The organism is Streptomyces wedmorensis, assembly GCF_000716445.1.
Taxonomy (GTDB): domain Bacteria; phylum Actinomycetota; class Actinomycetes; order Streptomycetales; family Streptomycetaceae; genus Streptomyces; species Streptomyces wedmorensis.
Map to the genome: position 1 here is coordinate 181213 of NZ_JNWK01000003.1, position 18571 is coordinate 199783.

The window sequence follows — 18571 nt, forward strand, 5'->3', positions numbered from 1 at the left end:
CTCCGCCCGGCCGCGCCCCGGCATCCGGGGTCCCCGCTCAGTGCCAGCCCTCGCGGTAGGCCGTCCAGTCCCCCTCGCGCGCGGCGAAGTCGACGTACAAAGCGAGGCCGAACCGCTCGCGGCCCGGGTCCGTGCGGCCGAGGCCGAGTCTCGCGCCCCTGACGGCCGCGGCGACGGTCTCCGCGTTCTCGTGGTGGCCCAGGTCGTCCTCGTGGAAGAAGGGGAGTCCCATCAGCAGGTCGGTGGACTCGGGGGTGACCTCGAGGGCGAGGCTGGTCTGCTGGGCGACGTAACCGCCGTAGAGGCTCTCCAGGGGCATCCACGTGTCGTACGACATGACGGCGATCTGGTCGACGCGCCGGGCGACCTCGCCGAAGAACTCCTGCGACCACCACTTCTCGCTCCCGCTGACCGCGCCCAGGGCCGTGTGCGCGCCCGGCAGCGGGTCGATCTGGTGGGCGGCGACCGAGAGCGGGACCTTGCGGGCCCGGGTCAGCTTCCCGAGGTCGTCGAGGAGGGACAGGTAGTCCCGGTCGTCGGAGTGCAGCGGCTCCAGGTCGAAGTGGACCCCGTCGAAGCCGGCGTCGAGGACCTGGCGGGCGGAGCCCACGACGGCCCGCCGTGACCCGGCGTCCTCCAGGCGCAGGCCCACGGGGCCCTCGGTGGCCAGGACGTCGCCCAGCCAGGCCTGGACGCGTATCCCGGGCATGGTCCGGTGCACCCCGTCGACCAGCCACTTCGCCCGGGGGTACCGGGCCGCGGGCAGGGTGCCGTCGTGCTCCAGGGGCCCGGCGTGCACGTACAGGTCGCGTATCCCCGTGCCCTTGAGCCGGGCCGCGAGCTCCGTGAGGTCGGCGTCCTTCTTGCGTCCGTCGACCCAGGCGTGGCCGATCCAGAAGGCGTCCTTGCCGCGCGTCCGGGCGTCGTCCCTGAGGTCGCCCGCGTAGCTGACGCGCAGGGCGAGGGCCCCGAAGAGCGGGGGCACGACGAGGACGAGCACGAGGCCGAGGACCCACCAGCGTCCCCGCCGCCACCATCGCCGCATCCGTCCGTTCAACCCGAGCCCCCCGAAGGTCGTCACGCCACTGGAGCCACCGTAGGGGCGGCCACTGACAGTGACGCCCGGCGGGTGGCAACGGGTTCCGTCCGGTCGCGGCACGCCATACCCGGACATAACCTCCAGTTTGTGACGCGAATAGCCACCCGAGCCCTTCTCGCAGCACTGGTGGCGGCGTGGTGGCTCCTCGTGCCCGCCGTTCACGGTGCCCACGCCGACGACCCCGTCGTCCTCTCCCGCGACGGGCAGATCACCGACCGGGTGGACGCCCTCGGCGACCGCCGCGACTCGGTGGTCCAGGCCCTCGACCGGCTCTACGACGACCGGCGGATCCAGCTCTTCGTCGTCTACGTAAGGGACTTCTCCGGGCGCACGGGACAGGGCTGGGCCGACGCCACCGCGGAACGCAACGGCCTCGGCACCGACGACGTCCTCCTCGCCGTCGCCACCCACGACCGGCAGTACGGCTACTCCGCGGACCCGGACGCGCGCCTCACCCAGGCCCAGCTGGACGACGTGGCCCGGACCGCGATCGAACCCGCGCTGCGGCAGAACGACTGGGCGGGCGCCGCCATCGGCGCCGCGAACGGCTACGGCGCCGTCCTCGCCGGACAGCCCGTCCCCGTCCCGACCCTCACCCCCGGACCCGCCGACCCCGGCACCGCGGCCGACGACGGCGCCTCCGGGTCCGATCTGGTCCTGCCGGTGGTCCTCGTCGGCGGCGCCGGAGCCGTGGCGGCCTACGCGTTCGCCAAACGTCGCCGGCGCACCCGGACCCGCACCACCCCGCAGGGCGGGCAGGGCTGGGGCCCGCCGCGCGAGCCCGCGCCGCCGAGCCTGGACGAACTCGACGGGCAGGCCCGCCACGTCCTGGTGGCCACCGACGACGCCGTCCGCACCAGCCAGGAGGAACTCGGCTTCGCGTCGGCCCAGTTCGGCGAGGACGCGGTACGCCCCTTCACCGAGGCCGTCGCCTTCGCCAAGGAGCAGCTGACGGCCTCGTTCCGGCTGCGGCAGAAGCTCGACGACTCCTTCCCCGAGGACGACCCGACCCGCCGGGCCATGCTGGAGGAGATCCTCCGCCGCTGCGCGGAGGCGGACACCCGGCTCGACGCCGAGACCGAGGACTTCGACCGGCTCCGTGCCCTGGAGCGGACCGCACCCGAGGCGCTGGCCACGGTCGAGGCCGCCTTCCGGGAGCAGACCGGGCGGGTGGGCACGGCCGAGGCGGCGCTGACCGCCATGCGCGAGCGGTACGCCGAGACGGCCGCGTCGCCCGTCGCAGGCGACGCCGAACAGGCGAAGGACCGGCTCGTGTTCGCGACGACCCACGTCAACCAGGCCCGCCAGCAGATCGACGCCGGCGACAACGGCGGCGCCGCCGTGCACATCCGGGCCGCCGAGAGCGCCGTGGACCAGGCGGCCCGGCTGATCGAGGCCGTGGACCGGCGGGCGCAGGAACTGGCCGAGGCGGTGGGCAAGCTGCCGGGCGCGCTGTCGGAGACGGACGCGGACCTGGCGGACGCCCGCGGCCTGCTCGGCGGGACCGCCGAGGGCGTGTCCACGGCCGATCTCCAGGGCCGGATCGCCCGGGCCGAGTCGGTCGCCGCCGAGGTGCGGCGCGGGATGGAGGCCGGACGGTACGACCCGATCGACGCACTGCGCCGGGTCGAGGAGGCCGACACCGCGCTCGACGAGGCCCTGGAGGGCGCGCGGGAGCGCGAGTCGGGTACCCGGCGGGCCCGCGCGCTCCTCGATCAGGCGATGCTGACGGCCCGCTCCGCGATCGGAGCGGCCGCGGACTACGTCACCACGCACCGCGGCGCGGTGGGCAGCGAGGCCCGTACGCGCCTCGCCGAGGCCCAGCGGCGCTGGGACGAGGCCCAGTCGCTCGCGGCGGCCGACGACCCGCAGGCCGCGCTCGCGGAGGCCCGGCAGGCGGACGACCTCGCCCGGCGTGCCCAGGACCTCGCCGAGCAGGACGTCCGGAGGTACGGGAACCCGAACGGCCTGGGCGGTGTATCAGGAGTGGGTGGCAGCGGTGGCGGCGGGCTCGGCGGTGCGGTGCTCGGCGGCATCATCCTCGGCGGACTGTTCGGCGGGGGACGGGGAGGCGGACACGGGGGGTTCGGTGGAGGTTCGGGCGGGGGTTTCGGGGGTGGTGGCTTCGGCGGCGGTCCCGGCAGCTTCGGCGGCAGCGGCACGCGCGGCCGGCTGGGCGGCGGCGGACGTTTCTGAGGGCGGCCGCCCTCTCCCTTCTGTTCCCCTCAAGGAGAAGTGCCATGAGCAAGCAGACCGTTCTCGGCCGTGTCACCCAGCTGGCGAAGGCCAACATCAACGCGCTCCTGGACCAGGCGGAGGATCCGCAGAAGATGCTGGACCAGCTGATCCGGGACTACTCGAACAACATCGCGGAGGCGGAGGAGGCGGTGGCCGCGACCATCGGCAACCTCCGGCTGATGGAGCAGGACCACCAGGAGGACGTGGAGGCCGGGAAGGAGTGGGGCGGCAAGGCGCTCGCCGCGAGCCGGAAGGCCGACGAGCTGCGGAGCGGCGGGCAGACGGCGGAGGCGGACCGCTTCGACAACCTGGCGAAGGTGGCGCTGGGCCGACAGCTCCAGTCCGAGAAGGAGGCGCGGACGGCGGAGCCGACGATCGCCGCGCAGACCGAGGTGGTGTCGAAGCTCAGGACCGGCCTCGACCAGATGAAGGCCAAGCTCGGCGAGCTCCGGGCGAAGCGCGACGAGCTGGTCGCCCGCGCCGAGTCGGCACAGGCGCAGAACCGCATGATGGACGCGGTGAAGAGCGTCGACGTGCTCGACCCGACCAGCGAACTGAACCGCTTCGAGGACAAGGTGCGCCGGGAGGAGGCGCGGGCGATGGGCAAGCAGGAGCTCGCCGCCTCCTCCCTGGACGCCCAGTTCGAGCAGCTGGACGCGCTCGGCGACAGCGCCGAGATCGAGGCCCGGCTGGCCGCGCTCAAGGGCTGATCCGGCGTCTCCTGCGGTTGCCGTCCGGGTCCTTGCCCGCCTCAGAACATGCTGAGGAGCTGCTCCACCGTGGGCTCCGCGACCCCTTCGGCGCCCGGCAGGTCCAGTTCGAACCAGACGGTCTTGCCGCGCGGGGTGCGGCGCGATCCCCAGGAGGCGGAGAGCAGACCGACGAGCTGGAGGCCGCGGCCGCCCTCGTCGGTGTCCCGGGCCCGCCGGCGCCTCGGCTGGACCAGGCCCGCGTCCCAGACCTCGCAGACGAGGGTGCGGTCGCGCAGCAGCCGCAGCCTGATCTCGCCCTCGCCGTACCGCAGCGCGTTGGTGACGAGTTCGCTGACGAGGAGTTCGACGGTGTCGACGAGCGGTTCGAGGTCCCAGGCCGCGAGCTGGGCGCGGGCGAGTTCGCGGGCCCGGCCGACCGAGCGGGGTTCCCTGGGCAGCTGCCAGTCGCCGACGGCCTCGCTGGGGAGGCCCTGGATCCGGGCCATGAGGAGGGCGATGTCGTCCTCGCCGTGCCCGGTGTTCAGGCTGTTCAGGACGCGGTCGCAGACGTCCTCGAGCGGCCGTGCCGGGTCGGTGAGGGCCCGTCGGAAGGCGTTGAGGCCCTCGTCCAGGGGATGGTCGCGGGACTCGACGAGGCCGTCGGTGTAGAGGGCGAGCAGGGCGCCCTCCGGCAGCTCGACCTCGACCTCCTCGAAGGGCTCGCCGCCCACCCCGAGCGGCATCCCGGGGGGTACGTCGAGCAGCGCGGCCTCTTCGCCGGGTACGACGAGCACCGGCGGGAGGTGCCCGGCGTTGGCGAAGGTGCAGCGGCGAGTGACGGCGTCGTAGACGGCGTAGACGCAGGTGGCGAGGTAGACCTCGGAGAGTTCGGGGCCCCGGGACTTCTGGCTGCGGGACTGCTGCGCGCCGATGGGGGCGCCGAGTCCGCGGGCGATCTCGTCGAGGTGCGACAGGACCTCGGCCGGCTCCAGGTCGAGCTGGGCGAGGGTGCGGACGGCGGTGCGCAGTTCGCCCATGGCGACGGCCGCGCGCAGGCCGCGGCCCATGACGTCCCCGATGACGAGGGCGGTGCGGTGGCCGGGCAGTTCGATGACGTCGAACCAGTCGCCGCCGACCTCGGTGGCGGTGGTGCCGGGCAGGTAGCGGCAGGCGATGTCGAGGCCGGCCGCCTCGGGGTCGCCGGGCGGCAGCAGGCTGCGCTGGAGGATGAGGGCCCGTTCGTGCTCGCGGCGGTAGAGGCGCGCGTTGTCGATGCAGACGGCGGCGCGGGCGGCGAGTTCGACGGCGAGGGCCCGGTCGCGTTCCCCGAAGGGTTCGCTGCCCTTGGTGCGGGAGAACTGGACGAGGCCGACGACGATGTCGTGGGCGACCATCGGCACGACCAGGGTGGACTGGACGAGTTCGCCGTCGGCGCCCGGCACCGTCCGGACGCGGCCGGTGCGCAGGGCCCCGGCGCACGGCGAGTTGAACGGGTAGCGGTGGACGGCTCCGACCTCGATGGGGACGGGCCCGCAACAGCCGCTGTCCGGGGCGTGGCCCTCGTCGGTTCTGAGGGGGGTGTCGGAGACGGCGCTGGCGAAGGCGACCCTGCGGAGTTCGGCGCTGCCCGCCCCGTAGCCGACGTCGTGGGAGCTGCCCCATCGGCCGGGCGGGGCCTCGTCGCCGGTCAGCAGGCCCTGGTAGAGGTCGACGGAGGCGAGGTCGCAGAAGCCGGGGACGGCGACGTCGAGGAGCTCGCGGGCGGTGGCCTCCAGGTCGAGGGAGTTGCCTATGCGGGCCCCCGCCTCGTTGAGGAGGGCGAGGTTGCGGCGGGCGCTGGCGGCCTCCCTGGCCGCGTTGTGCCGGCGGGTGACGTCGATGCCGAGGCCGGCGACGCCGACCGGGCGGCCGGAGCCGCTGTGGACCCGGTAGAGGTTGATGGACCAGTGGCGGCGGTCGCGGGCACCGGGTGCGGCGCCGACGATCCGGAAGTCGGTGACGGACTCCCCCGTGTCCAGGACCCGCTGGAGGGCGGTGGTCATGCGGTCCGCCTCGGGCCGGGTGAGGTAGTCGTGGACGGTGCGGCCACGGTGGTCGTCGGCCGAGCCGCCGAAGACGGTGGCGAAGCGCCGGTTGGCCCGCTTCACCGTGAGGTCCGTGCCGAAGAGGAGGAAGCCGAAGGGAGATTGGCCGAATATCGCCTGGGAAGCGGCGAGGTCCGTCTCGATGCGCCGGAGGGCGCGCACATCGACGACGATGCAGAGCGCGGCCCGTTCCCCGGTCTCGGTCTCGCTCGGCATCACGTACATCTCGGCGATGCCGTGGGGCTGCTCCTCGCCGGGCAGACGGAAGGGGACGAGTCCCGTCCACTCCTTGCCGTCGAGGATCTCCCTGACCCGTCGGTGACCGCGCTCGCGCAGGTCGGCGGGCATGAAGGCCTCGACGGGGTCCTTGCCCCTGGCTTCCTCGGCGGTCACCCCGAAGAGGTCCACGGCCCGTCGGCTCCACTGCTCGACGAGGCCGTCGGGCCCGATCGAGAAGGAGGCGACCCGGATGTAGTCATAAATGGAGCCGGGCGGGCTGCTCTGCCACACGACGCCGCCGCTCGCCGTCTCGGATATCTCGCTCACGCGACCGTCCCCTCCAGCTCACCGCACCGGATCGGCCATGCCCGCAGTATTCAATACGGCAGGCCCCGACGGCACGACGTTCCCGATCACAGGGTGGTCTCGGTCGTCCCGTGCCGAGTACCGGTGATCGTTGTCCCTCCCTGTTTACTCACCAGGGAGAGCCAGCTCGAACCATACGGTTTTGCCCGTCCTTCCTTTACGGGTCCCCCAGCGGCGGGCGGAACAGGCCACGAGGCCGAGGCCGCGGCCCCCCTCGTCCTCGGGTCCCGGGGCACGCGCGGTCGGCGGATCCGAAAGCGGATCGGAAACCTCCACGAGCAGCGCCGGCGGGTGGGCCGGGTCGGCGCCGCCGGGGTGGGTGCGGACGAGCCGGACCCCGATCGGGCCCGAGGCGTACCGCAGGGAGTTGGTCACCAGCTCGCTGACCAGCAGGACGGTCACATCACCGAGGGCCGCGTCGAGCTCCCAGGCCCGCAGGGTCTCGCGCACGGCGTGGCGGGCCGTGCGCACGGCGTTCGCCTCCGCGGGGAAGTTCCACTCGGCGCGGTCGCCGTCGGTGTCGATCACACCTGATCACTTCCCCAGCCGTGTGTCAGCAGGAAGGGCCACGTCCCCTTTCAAGGGATCAATCTGGACATACCCGATATTCGGGGCGGGATATCGTACGGGTTGCACCAGCGGGCGCACGGTGGCACGAACGGCGTAGAGACTCAGTCCCGCGCTCCGTCGGCGGGCGCCTCCGGCAGCCTCAGCCCGGCCTCGGCCACGGCGGGGCGGTCCTGGTCGAGCCAGTCGACCGAGTCCAGCTCGTGCCGGGCAAGCCAGCGCAGCGCGTCGTGGTCCTCCAGCGGGCGCGGTGTGCCGGAGAGCAGCCGGGCGGTCCACACCCGCAGGACGTAACCGGGCTTCAGGGGCCACTCGCCGGGGATGCGCTCGCCCGGCTCGACCTCCACGCCGAGTTCCTCGCGGAGCTCGCGGACCAGCGCCTCTTCTCCGGTCTCGCCCGGTTCGAGCTTGCCGCCGGGCAGTTCCCAGCGGCCGGCGAGCTCGACGGGGGCGCTGCGGCGGGCGGCGAGCAGCCGCCCCCCGTCGTACAGGGCTCCCGCGACGACGACCACGGCGCCGGGCTCACGGGTCGGGGCGGGGTCGGTGGTGCGTTCCGTCATGGGCGCGAGCGTAGCCCGGCCCGGTCGGCGACCGCCGGGCTCAGAGAGCGGGGGTACCGATGTGCTCGACCCAGTAGAGCTGCTTGTGACCGCGGTCGTCGAGACTGTCCGCGATCTTCTGGGCCTCGTCCTTGGTCGCGTACCGCCCCACCCGGTAGCGATTGCCGTTGTCGTCCTGCCGTATGACGAGCCAAGGCAGGAGGGGGCCACCGTCGGTCATCGGGCTGCTCCTTCCACGGGTCCGGGCGCCGTCGAGGATCTCCGGGAAACCTCAATCCGCATATGCCGGAGCTTACGCCTGACCTTCACACAGCGGATATGCGTTTTCACAAAGAGATACGGATCGGCCGGGAACCGACGCAACGAGGCCGAACCTCACGCATCGACTCCCTCATCGGGCGCACAGGAGCAGCCGCCGGCCCCCACGAACGCGGGGCGGCGCGGGCGGCAGCCCCATCGGCTGCCGCATACGCGGGCGGGCGCGGGTGTCAGCGCACCGGCAGGTGGTAGGCGATGCGGTAGCGGTCGGCGGGGACGACGACGTCGGCCGTCTCGACGGCGCGGCCGGAGGCGTAATAGGTCCGCTCGACGACCATGACCACGTGCCCGGGGACCCCGCCGAGCGCGAGGAGTTCCTCGGCGAGGCCGGGTCTGGCCCCGACCTCCTCCACCACGTTGTCCACGACCACGTCGATCGCGGCCATGCGCTCCACGACGCCGCAGCCGCCGAGCGGCCCCTCCTCGGGCAGCATGACCGGCGTCCGGCCGGTGACGGCGAGCGGCTCCCAGGAGGTGGAGACCATCATGGGCTCGCCCCCGTCCCGGTACACGTACCGCGTGCGCATCACCCGCTCCCCCGGCTCGATGCCGAGCCGCTCGGCGACCTCGACGCTCGCCGGCTCCTGCTCGCTGTTCGACTCCCAGGTGCCGCGGGCACCCTCGGCCGCCTGCTCCTGGCGGAAGGGGGTGGCGCCGGCGGCGGGGCGGTAGCCGGAGCGGGCGATGCGCCGCGGCACGGGGCGCTCCCGCACGTACGTGCCGGAACCCGAGCGCCCCTCCACGAGCCCTTCGGCCATGAGCACCTTGCGGGCCTCCAGCGCGACGGTGTCCGACACCCCGTACTCCTCGCGGATGCGTGCCTGCGAGGGGAGGCGGGTATGCGGGGGAAGCGAGCCGTTGGCGATCTTCTCCCGCAGATCGCTCGCCACGCGCAGATAGGCGGGCTGCTCACCGAACGTCACTGGACACTCCCCTCAGGTTGACTGACAGCAACAGACTGACAACCGACGGTGGCGATCCGCAAGCATGGGCCAAAGTTTCACTCGAAGTGATGACACCTGGGCGAGAGGGCTTGCTACCGAGGGTCACCCCGGATAGGCGACGCCGGACCCCTTGACCCCCATTGGTACAGACCAATACGTTCCTGCCTGAACCTCCCGGACCCACCGCACGCTCCATCCCGCCTCGCACAGGAACGAGCCCATGCGTCCCACAGCCATGACCAAGCTGACCTTCGGCGCGGCCGCCGCCGCCACCCTCGGCCTCCTCGCCACCCTGACTCCGACCGCCGAAGCGCACCAGTCCTCCGACGCGCACCGGCCCACCGCGCACGCACCCGCCCTGAAGCGCATCGGCTACTTCACCCAATGGGGCATCTACGGAAGGAACTTCCAGGTCAAGGACCTGGAGACGAGCGGCACCGCCGCCAAGCTCAGCCACGTCAACTACGCCTTCGGCGTGATCGGTCCGGACGGCAAGTGCCTCATGGGCAACGCCCCCGGCTCCGACCCCTGGGCCGACTACGTGCGCCCGGTGGACGCGGCCAACTCCGTGGACGGCGTGGCCGACACGGCCGACCAGCGCCTGGCCGGCAACTTCAACGAACTGCGCGAGCTCAAGGCCGAGCACCCCGGCCTCAAGGTCATGATCTCGCTGGGCGGCTGGAGCGGCTCCGCCCACTTCTCCGACGCCGTGCGCACCGACGCCGGCCGCAAGGCCCTCGTCGCCTCCTGCATCGACACCTACATCAAGGGAAACCTGCCCGTCGACGGCGCGCGCGGCGGCGCCGGCGCGGCGGCCGGGGTCTTCGACGGGATCGACCTGGACTGGGAGTGGCCCGGCTCGGACGGCGCCCCCGGCAACGTGATCCGGCCGGAGGACAAGCCCAACTTCACCAAGCTGGTACGGGAGTTCCGCGTCCAGCTCGACGCCTACGGGCGCTCGCTGCCGCAGCGCAGGCACTACGACCTCAGCGCGTACGTCCCCACCGCGCCCGCCAAGATCGACGCGGGCTTCGAAGTCCCCAAGATCATCCGGGACTTCGACTTCGTCAATCTCCAGGGCTACGACTTCCACGTCTCCGGCGAGAAGACCACCGCCCAGCAGTCCGCGCTCTTCGCCAGGAACGACTTCAGCGTCGACCAGACCGTCAAGGCCTGGCTGCGCCGCGGCGCCCCCGCCCACAAGCTCGTGGTGGGCATGCCGTTCTACGGCCAGGGCTGGACCGGCGTCACAGGCGGCGGCGACGGCCTCGGACAGCCCGCCGCGGGCCCCGCCCCCGCGACCTGGGTCGCCGGCTCGGAGGACTACAAGCACCTGAGGAAACTGGCCGACTCGGGGACGTACAAGCTCTACCGGGGGCCGCGCGGCGGCCACGCCTGGCTCTTCGACGGCACCACCCTGTGGACCTACGACGACTCCACCGTCCTGCGCACCAAGGCGTCCTACGTCCGGCAGCACGGACTCGGCGGCGCCATGGTCTGGTCCCTCGACGGCGACACCCCGAACGGTGAACTGATCACCGCGATCGACCGCGGCCTGACCCGCCGCTGACGCCCCGGGCCCGGCAGCTCACAGGCCCTGGCCCCCCGATGACCGCCGCGGCCCCGCACGGGACCGCACGCGGCCCTGACCGCCGCCGCAGGCCGAACCGGCGCGACGCCGACCGGCCTCCGGCGGCGGCTCAGGCCGAGGTTTCCTCCTCCACCGGCGGCGTGTCCGTCAGGTCGAGGGCGGTCCGGACGTCCGCGCCGAGGTCCTCGGGCAGGAGGTCCCAGGCGTCCTCGTAATCCGCCCAGTACGCCTCCGCGTCGGCCGCCTCCGCCAGCTTGCGCCACTTCTTCGAGGCCGCGTCGAGGGTGGTGCCGAGCTCCGCGACCGGGCCGTTGGCGGCGGCGGGCCAGTGCCGCCCCTTGAGCCCCTCGCGCGCCGCGTCGACGGCCTTCAGCATCTCGCCGGCCCACGCCTTGTTGGCGGCGAAGTCCTCGTCCGGGTCGTCCTCCGGCTCCGCGTACACGGTCGTCTCGATGGGGTTGACGGCCCTCAGGAAGGACGTCTGGTCCGCGTTCAGGGTGGTGGTGTCGGAACGCACCGAGCCCTTGTAGGGGTCGCCCTCCGTGGCGTACGCGCAGATCACGGTCCGGTCGCCGCCGCGCCACGTCTGGCTGCTGGGCAGGTAGTAGTACGTCCAGACGTCCGTGGGAACGGCCCAGGTGTCCAGCGCGTACGCCGTGTTGATCGTGTCGCAGCGCTTCTCCGCCACCTCGTCGAGCGCGTCGTCGCCGGGCCACTTGTCGAAGCCGGTGATCTTGAAGCGGCCGGTCGCCTCGCCGTCGTGCGCCAGGTCGCAGTCGACGACCTCGACCTCCGTCGCGAAGTCCTCCAGCTTGTCGTCGTCCAGGAAGCACTGCCCGGTCCGCAGCGACGCCGGGGACTTCGAGCGGGACGCCTCGTCCACGCCCTCCTTGAAGCCGTCCCACGCCGAACCGATACCGCCGGTCACGAGGCCGACGACGAGCAGCAGGCAGCTCACCGCGGAGAGTACGATGCCCGCGATCGCCAGCCCCTTGCCCGCCTGGTCCTTCTTCCTGATCTGCGGGAGGGCTATGAGCCCGAGGACCAGACCGAGCGGCGGGAGGCAGCAGACGATGCCGGAGACGAGGGAGCCGACGGCGAGGCCGTTGGTGCTCCGCCGCGGCTGCCCGTAGGGAACGGCGCCCGGCATCCCGGGCTGACCGTACGCGTACGGCATCCCCGGGGAGGTGTACGGGCCGGGGGCGGGCCATCCCTGCGACTGCGGGGCTCCCTGCTGCGGCACTCCCTCCGGCGACGGGGGCGGCGGGGTCGGCTGGGTCGGCTCCACGGGTACGGTGCTCCTGTTTCGGGGCGGCGGCGCGAACAAACGATCGGGCGCGCATCGTACGTGGCCGAGTGGAACGGACGGGAAGGCGGGGGCGACCGCGCGGGGACGCCGAGGGGCGGTCGCCCGCCGGCGACCGCCCCTCGGTGTTCATGGTTCAGCCGTGGCTCAGAACTGCAGGGCCCAGGAGTCGATCTTCCCGGTGTCGATGGACGCGTTGTCCGTGACCCGCAGCTTCCAGGTGCCGTTGGCGACCTCCGAGGAGGCGTTCACGGTGTACGTGGTGTTGATGTTGTCCGCGCTGCCGCCGGTGCCGAAGGCCTTCAGGGTGTACGCCGAGCCGTCCGGGGCGATCAGCTGGACCTGGAGGTCACCGATGTAGGTGTGGACGATGTTCACCGGCACCTGGAGGCCGGAGGGCGCGTTGCCGGAGACTCCGCTGACGGTGACCGGGGACTCGACGGTCGCGTTGTCGTTGATCGCGTAGTCCGCGGTGTTCTCGAACTTCGGGCCGGTGGGCGGCGGGGTGGTGCCGCCGCCGACGTACAGGAGCCGGTTCGGGGAGCCGCTGCCGGGGCTGGTGACGACGTTCGGCGTGGCGGCGTTCACGAGGGCCGTGGAGACCTGCGCGGGGGTCGCCGTGGGGTTGTCCGCCAGGTAGAGGGCGGCGGCGCCGGCGACGTGGGGGGACGCCATCGACGTACCGGAGATGGTGTTGGTGGCGGTGTCGCCGGTGTTCCAGGACGACTTGATGGAGGAGCCGGGGGCGAAGAGGTCGAGGCCGCTGCCGTAGTTGGAGTAGCTGGCCTTGGCGTCGCTCGACGTCGTGGCGCCGACCGTGATGGCCTCGGCCACCCGCGCGGGCGAGTGGTTGGCGGCGTTGTCGGTCTCGTTGCCGGCGGCGACCGCGTAGGTGACGCCGGAGGCGATCGAGTTGCGGACGGCCTGGTCGAGGACGGTGTCGACGTCGCCGCCGAGGCTCATGTTGGCGACGGCCGGCTTGACTGCGTTCCGCGTCACCCAGTCGATGCCCGCGACGACCTGCTCGGTGGTGCCGGAGCCGGAGTCGTCGAGGACGCGGACGCCGACGATCTTCGCCTTCTTGGCGACGCCGTACGACGAGCCCGCGACGGTGCCGGCGACGTGGGTGCCGTGGCCGTGGCCGTCCTGGGCGGTGTTGTCGTTGTCGATGGCGTCGTAGCCGTTGGAGGCGCGGCCGCCGAAGTCGCTGTGGCTGATGCGGACGCCGGTGTCGATGACGTACGCCGTGACGCCCTGGCCCGCGCTGTCCGGGTAGGTGTAACTCTGGTTCAGCGGAAGGGCCTTCTGGTCGATCCGGTCGAGGCCCCAGGACGGCGGGGAGGGCTGGGTGGCGTCGACGTGGAAGACGCGGTTCTGGACGACGGACCGGACGGCCGGGTCGGCCGCGAGCTTCCGCGCCTGCGCCTCGGAGAGTTCCACGGAGTAGCCGTTGATCGCGGAGGTGTACGTCCGCTTGATCTTCGCCCCGAACTTGGCGGCGACGGCGCGGCCCTGAGCGGTCTCCGCCTGCGCCGACTCGTCGAGGGTGACGATGTAGCTGCCCGCGATGGTGCCTTCGGCGCCCGCGTTGGCGATGACGCCTTCCGGGGCGGCCGGCGAGGCGGCGGCCGGGAGGGCGGAGAGCGAGCCGAGGGCGAGGGCGGCGACGGCTATGGCCGCGGCGGTGGCGGTTCGACGACGTGCGTCTCGCGTCACTGACATGGGGAGGGTCCTCCTCGTGGGGGGTGTGCACTGCCGTGGGGATGCGGCGGGAACATTCGAATATGGCGAGGACATGACAAGCCGACAGAAGATGTCCACGCCGTTTCGAACGTCCGGCTGCCGAGCGAAAGATTGACTGATCCATAGGAATCCCACAAGGGCCCCCGGCGGCCCGTAACGCCCGCGCCACACGGCTGCCATGCTGAACACCATGACCGCCTACGTGTGTCCCCGCTGCCACGTCCGCACGGCCACGTCCGCGCTCACCTGGTGTTGTCCGAAGTGCCGCGGCCCCTGGGACCTCGACTTCGCGGGCGGTCCGGTGCCCCTCCCGTCACTCGCGTCACGTGTGAATTCATTGTGGCGTTACACGGAAGCGCTGCCTCCGATGCCGTGCGCGCCCGAGGTGACCCTCGGCGAGGGCCGTACGCCCCTCGTCCCCCTCACCGACTCGGTTTCGGCCAAACTCGACTTCCTCATGCCGACCCTGTCGTTCAAGGACCGCGGCGCCGTGATGCTCGCCGCACACGCGCTGCGGCTCGCCCGCTCCGGAGGCCTCGAACGGATCGTGGCCGACAGCAGCGGCAACGCCGGCACGGCGGTCGCCGCGTACGGGGCACGGGCCGGGCTCGACACCGTCGTGTACGTCCCCGCCGGCACCTCCCCCAAGAAGCTGGACCAGATCCGGGCGCACGGGGCGCGCGTCGTCGAGGTGCCGGGCGACCGCGAGGCCACGGCCAGGGCCGCCCGGGCGGCCGCCGACGAACCCGGCACCTTCTACGCCTCGCACGTCCACAACCCGTACTTCACCCACGGCACCAAGACCTACGTCTACGAGCTCTGGGAGGAGCTCGGCGGCCGCCTCCCCGACACGATCGTCGTCCCCGTCGGCAACGGCACCCTCCTCCTCGGCGCCGCCCTCGCCCTCGACGAACTCCACCGCCACGGCCTCACCGACACCCGGCCCGCCCTCGTGGCCGTGCAGGCGGCGGCCGTCTCCCCGCTGGCCGCCGCCTTCCACGCCGGCGCGGACGACCTCGCCGCCCCCGCCGCCGCCCTCCCCACCCTCGCCGAGGGCATCGCCATCACGGCCCCTCCCCGCGCCCGCCAGATCCTCCGCGCGGTACGGGACACCGGCGGCACCTTCCTCACCGTGGCCGACGACCGGATCCGCGCCGCCCAGCGCGACCTCGCCGCCCGCGGCCTCTTCGTCGAACCCACGGCGGCCGCCTGCTGGGCCGCGGTCAGCGCCGCCCCGCCCCGCCCGGGCCTCACGGTCCTCCCCCTGTGCGGCGCGGGCGCCAAGACGGGCCTGGCCCCCTGAAGCCGCACCGGGGTCCGCGGGGTCGCGGGGTGGATCAGAACTCGTCGGCGCCGTTGCGGAGTTCGTAGGTCCAGTAGCCCGTCTTGGCGGCGGCCTCGTCGACGGCGAGCCCGCCGGCGGGGGCCTTGACGACGATGCTGCCCTCGGCCGGGCCGTCGGCGGAGAAGAGGTTGACGTTGAACTCGCCGACGACCTTGTTGTCCTCGTGGGCGCCGCCGAGGGCGACGCGCACGTTCGCGTAGGCGGGCTCGCCGGCCTTGAGGACGATCGGGGCGGCGGGCTTGCTCTTCGCCACGGCCGGGACGTCCTTGGCGGTCTGGATCGGGCCGAAGGCGATCAGCGGGTACTGGAGCAGGGTGCAGGCGCTGCCGGAGGTGTTGGTGGCGGTGAGGACGATGTGCTCGGTCGGGACCTCGTCGGCCTTCTTCGCCGTGATCTTGACGTCGCCGTAGGCGCAGGCGGGGGCCGCGCCGGAGGTCTTCGAACCGCCGGTGGAACCGGTGGAACCGGAACCGGTGGAGCCGGTGGAACCGGAGGAGGACCCGCCGGACGAGGAGGACGTGGCGGTGGAGCCGCCGGCCGAGCCCGAGCCGCCCTTGGTGGCCGCCTGGTCCGCCGTACCGCCGGCGGCCGAACCGCCGGCCGACTGCGAGGCGGCGGCGCTGCCCGCGTCCTTCGCCCCGGTGGCGTCGTCACCGCCGCCGCAGGCGGTCAGGCCCAGCGAGAGGGCGGCGATGGCGGCGGCGGCCAGGACGGTGTTCTTGCGGTGGTTGCGCATGGTGGTGTTCCCCCGTTGACGCGGTCGGTCGGCGCACGTGACTCCGTGCTCGGTGCTGTATCCAGCTTCGCGCCCCGCGCTGCCGTCCCGCTTGCGTACCGCTAACGATCCGCTGACAGCCGCGACAGGCGCTCCGTGGCCCGCGCCGAACCTTCCGTGAAACCTGCCTTCTCCGACGCCGCGATCGCCCGTTCCAGCTGGTCAGCAGCCTCGTCGAGGCGGCCGATGCCGGCCAGCGCCTCGCCCCGCACGATCTGCAGCTGCGCCCGGACGACCACCGCGTCCGGCGCGACCAGTTCCCCGGCGCGAACGGTGTGGGCGAGGGCCCCCGCGTAGTCCTCCGCCTTCAGGCAGTGCCCGGCCAGGTGCTGGAGCGTCAGGACCTGCGTGGACGGGTGCCCGGTGCGGTCGGCGAGCGAGACCGCGTGCATCATCAGCAGCCCGGCCCGCTCGTGCTCCCCCGTCGCGTCGAGGACGGCGGCGTAGTTGACGTAGGCGATCGCCTCGCTGATGGCGTCGCCCGCGCGGGCCGCGAGACCGGGCGCCTTCTCCAGGTGGACGAGCGCCTCGGCGTCCCGGCCCTCCTCGTGCAGGATCCAGCCCAGCAGCGCCCGGGACCGCGACTGGGCGTCGAGGTCGCCCACGTGCACGGCCGAGGCGAGACCGGCCTCCAGGAGCGGCGTCCAGCCGTCCCCGATCCGCATGAGCATGAGCGGCCACTGCACGAGGGCGAGCCGCCAGGCGCGGTCGTGCAGACCGAGGGCCGCGGCGGCGGCCACCGCGCCCTCCAGGGCGGGACGTTCGGCCACGTACCAGTCCAGGGCCGCCGTGCGGTCCTCGAACTCCCTCGTGGCGGCCGGCCGTCGGACGTCGGCGGGCAGCGAGTAGCAGGGCTGGGAGCCCGGTTCGGCGGCGGCGTCGGCCGCCAGACCCGTGTAGAGGTAGTGGTCGACGAGCCGGAGCAGGCCCTCGGGATCGGCCTGCGGGGCGAGGTGGCGGGCGTACAGGCGCACCAGGTCGTGCGGCGTCCAGCGGCCCGGGACGGACTCGCTGAGCAGGTGCGCGGCGGCGAGCCGGTCCAGGTCGACGGAGGCCTGCGCGGGGGACGTGCCGGCGAGTGCGCCCGCCGCGAAACGGTCCAGGTCGGAGCCGGTGTGCAGGCCGATCGCGCGGAACAGCCGGGCGGCGGACTCCGGCAGCTGCTGGACGGTGAGGTGCAGCGCCGCCGACACCCCCCGGTCCTCCACGTCGAGCAGCGTCAACCGGCTCTGCTCGTCGGCGAGTTCGCCGACCATCGCGCCCAGCGTCCACTGCGGCCGTTCGGCCAGGCGGGCCGCCGTCACCCGCAGCGCGAGCGGCAGCCCGTCGCAGAGCCCGGCGAGCCGCTCGGCGGCCTCGGGCTCGGAGGCGACCCGCTCCGCGCCGAGCACGGTCGTGAGCAGGGCCGTCGAGTCGGCCGCCGGAAGGTGCCGCAGCGGCACCGGCCGGGCGGCGTCGGAGGCGATGAGGCCGCCGAGCCGGTCACGGCTGGTGATCACGGTCGTGCAGTGGTCGCCGCCCGGCAGCAGCGGCCTGACCTGCTCGGAGGAGCGCGCGTTGTCGAGGACGACCAGCAGCCGCCGCCCGCCGGTGAGCGTGCGGAACAGCGCGCCCCGCGCCTCGACGGCCTCCGGAATGCGCTGCGGCGGGACGCCGAGCGCGAGCAGGAACTCCCGCAGCACGGCGGCCGTCTCGGGCGCCTGGGTCTCGCTGAAGCCGCGCAGGTCGGCGAAGAGCCGCCCGTCGGGGAAGTCGGCGCGCCGCTTGTACGCCCAGTGCACGGCGAACGCGGTCTTGCCGACGCCGGCGGGCCCGGTGACCAGGCACACCGGCGCCTCCTCGCAGGACACCGCCCGGTCGAGCGCGGCCAGTTCCGCGCCCCGGCCGGTGAAGCCGCGCGGCGCCCGCGGCAGCCCCTCCGGCACCGCGACGTCGGCCGGGACGGCGGGGCGGGGCGCGGTGACGGGTTCGGCGGAGCGGAGCAGGGTCGCGTACGCCTCGGCGAGCGTCTCGCCCGGGTCCACGCCCAGCTCCTCGGCGAGCAGCCGCCGGGTCCTGTGGTACCAGTCGATCGCGTCCGACTGGCGCCCCGAGCGGCCGAGCGCCAGCATCAGCGCGGCCGCCAGGGACTCGCGCAGGGGATGCGCGACGGCCTCGGTCCGGAGCACGGCGGCGGCCCTGGCGTGCTCGCCGAGCTTCCCGTACGCCTCCGCCAGCGCCTCCACCGACGCGAGCCGCAGCTCTTCGAGGCCTCCGGCCGCCGCTTCCAGCGGCCTGCTGTGCACGGTGCCGGTGAGCGCGGGCCCCTGCCAGTACGACAGCGCCTCCCGCAGCATCCGCACCGCGTCGGCGGGCTGCCGCTGCACTCCCGCCAGGCCGACGAGCTCCTCGAACCGGTGCGCGTCCACCAACGACTCCGGCATCCGCAGCACGTACGCCGACCCCTGGGTCGCGAGCTCGACGCCGTACTCCGCGGCCCCGTGCTCCGCCAGCAGTGCCCGCAGTCGCGACACGTGGCCCTGGAGCACCGTCTTGGCGTGCGTGGGCGGCTCGTCCTCCCACAGCGCGTCGATCAGCTGCTGGACGTTCACCGCGCTGTTGGGCCGCAGCAACAGCATGGCGAGCAGACTCGTCCGCTTGGCGGGCCCCAAGGCTACGTCCCTGTCCTCCGCCACCAACGCAACGGAGCCGAGCAGCCTGAACTCCACCTGATACCTCCGCGAT

At 73.3% G+C, this 18571-nt stretch carries 14 protein-coding genes; 4 read left to right on the forward strand and 10 right to left on the reverse strand.

The genetic code is table 11. The features are described 5' to 3' along the window. Positions 1 to 37: 37 nt before the first annotated feature. A complete protein-coding gene (locus OO54_RS03210; RefSeq protein ID WP_017239899.1) occupies positions 38 to 1045 on the reverse strand; it encodes a glycoside hydrolase family 18 protein in 1008 nt (335 codons plus the stop codon). A gap of 141 nt (positions 1046 to 1186) precedes the next feature. On the opposite strand from OO54_RS03210, the gene OO54_RS03215 reads away from it, so the two are divergent. After that, positions 1187 to 3295: a TPM domain-containing protein gene (locus tag OO54_RS03215; protein ID WP_033201329.1), complete on the forward strand. Its 2109-nt coding sequence runs from the start codon at positions 1187 to 1189 to the stop codon at positions 3293 to 3295. A gap of 44 nt (positions 3296 to 3339) precedes the next feature. Further along, positions 3340 to 4047, forward strand: a complete 708-nt coding sequence (locus OO54_RS03220; RefSeq protein WP_033201330.1) for a PspA/IM30 family protein — start codon at positions 3340 to 3342, stop codon at positions 4045 to 4047. A gap of 41 nt (positions 4048 to 4088) precedes the next feature. Here the strand turns inward: OO54_RS03220 and OO54_RS03225 are convergent, their stop codons facing one another. From OO54_RS03225 to OO54_RS03245, 5 genes are all read right to left on the reverse strand, one after another. Further along, positions 4089 to 6659, reverse strand: coding sequence for a SpoIIE family protein phosphatase (locus tag OO54_RS03225; protein ID WP_033201331.1), 2571 nt, complete (start codon positions 6657 to 6659; stop codon positions 4089 to 4091). Between the two features lie 144 nt (positions 6660 to 6803). Next, positions 6804 to 7226, reverse strand: a complete 423-nt coding sequence (locus OO54_RS03230; protein WP_033201332.1) for an ATP-binding protein — start codon at positions 7224 to 7226, stop codon at positions 6804 to 6806. A 143-nt stretch (positions 7227 to 7369) separates the two neighbouring features. After that, positions 7370 to 7825: a (deoxy)nucleoside triphosphate pyrophosphohydrolase gene (locus OO54_RS03235; RefSeq protein ID WP_051786671.1), complete on the reverse strand. Its 456-nt coding sequence runs from the start codon at positions 7823 to 7825 to the stop codon at positions 7370 to 7372. 40 nt (positions 7826 to 7865) lie between these two features. After that, positions 7866 to 8045, reverse strand: a complete 180-nt coding sequence (locus tag OO54_RS03240) for an SPOR domain-containing protein (protein WP_017239894.1) — start codon at positions 8043 to 8045, stop codon at positions 7866 to 7868. Between the two features lie 268 nt (positions 8046 to 8313). Next, on the reverse strand, positions 8314 to 9066 hold the full coding sequence (locus OO54_RS03245) for a GntR family transcriptional regulator (RefSeq protein ID WP_017239893.1): 753 nt from the start codon (positions 9064 to 9066) through the stop codon (positions 8314 to 8316). 241 nt (positions 9067 to 9307) lie between these two features. On the opposite strand from OO54_RS03245, the gene OO54_RS03250 reads away from it, so the two are divergent. Beyond that, a complete protein-coding gene (locus OO54_RS03250; RefSeq protein WP_033201333.1) occupies positions 9308 to 10657 on the forward strand; it encodes a glycoside hydrolase family 18 protein in 1350 nt (449 codons plus the stop codon). A gap of 130 nt (positions 10658 to 10787) precedes the next feature. On the opposite strand, the gene OO54_RS03255 is transcribed toward OO54_RS03250, so the two are convergent. Together OO54_RS03255 and OO54_RS03260 are read right to left on the reverse strand one after the other, a co-directional pair. After that, positions 10788 to 11966, reverse strand: a complete 1179-nt coding sequence (locus OO54_RS03255) for a DUF4190 domain-containing protein (RefSeq protein ID WP_051786672.1) — start codon at positions 11964 to 11966, stop codon at positions 10788 to 10790. A gap of 165 nt (positions 11967 to 12131) precedes the next feature. Next, positions 12132 to 13706: a S8 family peptidase gene (locus OO54_RS03260; protein WP_033201334.1), complete on the reverse strand. Its 1575-nt coding sequence runs from the start codon at positions 13704 to 13706 to the stop codon at positions 12132 to 12134. Between the two features lie 199 nt (positions 13707 to 13905). On the opposite strand from OO54_RS03260, the gene OO54_RS03265 reads away from it, so the two are divergent. Then, entirely contained in the window at positions 13906 to 15030 is a 1125-nt protein-coding gene (locus tag OO54_RS03265) for a pyridoxal-phosphate dependent enzyme (protein ID WP_033201335.1), read from the forward strand. A 34-nt stretch (positions 15031 to 15064) separates the two neighbouring features. On the opposite strand, the gene OO54_RS03270 is transcribed toward OO54_RS03265, so the two are convergent. Together OO54_RS03270 and OO54_RS03275 are read right to left on the reverse strand one after the other, a co-directional pair. Next, entirely contained in the window at positions 15065 to 15808 is a 744-nt protein-coding gene (locus tag OO54_RS03270; protein ID WP_033201336.1) for a DUF4232 domain-containing protein, read from the reverse strand. A gap of 101 nt (positions 15809 to 15909) precedes the next feature. Then, entirely contained in the window at positions 15910 to 18555 is a 2646-nt protein-coding gene (locus tag OO54_RS03275) for an AfsR/SARP family transcriptional regulator (RefSeq protein ID WP_033201337.1), read from the reverse strand. Between the last annotated feature and the right edge of the window lie 16 nt (positions 18556 to 18571).

What these genes read in the sequence shown, in the direction of transcription:
- OO54_RS03210 (WP_017239899.1), bottom strand. Translation starts at nt 1,045, where the DNA reads ATGCGGCGATGGTGGCGGCGGGGACGCTGGTGGGTCCTCGGCCTCGTG.
- OO54_RS03240 (WP_017239894.1), bottom strand. Translation starts at nt 8,045, where the DNA reads ATGACCGACGGTGGCCCCCTCCTGCCTTGGCTCGTCATACGGCAGGAC.
- OO54_RS03265 (WP_033201335.1), top strand. Translation starts at nt 13,906, where the DNA reads ATGCTGAACACCATGACCGCCTACGTGTGTCCCCGCTGCCACGTCCGC.
- OO54_RS03260 (WP_033201334.1), bottom strand. Translation starts at nt 13,706, where the DNA reads ATGTCAGTGACGCGAGACGCACGTCGTCGAACCGCCACCGCCGCGGCC.
- OO54_RS03235 (WP_051786671.1), bottom strand. Translation starts at nt 7,825, where the DNA reads ATGACGGAACGCACCACCGACCCCGCCCCGACCCGTGAGCCCGGCGCC.
- OO54_RS03220 (WP_033201330.1), top strand. Translation starts at nt 3,340, where the DNA reads ATGAGCAAGCAGACCGTTCTCGGCCGTGTCACCCAGCTGGCGAAGGCC.
- OO54_RS03270 (WP_033201336.1), bottom strand. Translation starts at nt 15,808, where the DNA reads ATGCGCAACCACCGCAAGAACACCGTCCTGGCCGCCGCCGCCATCGCC.
- OO54_RS03250 (WP_033201333.1), top strand. Translation starts at nt 9,308, where the DNA reads ATGCGTCCCACAGCCATGACCAAGCTGACCTTCGGCGCGGCCGCCGCC.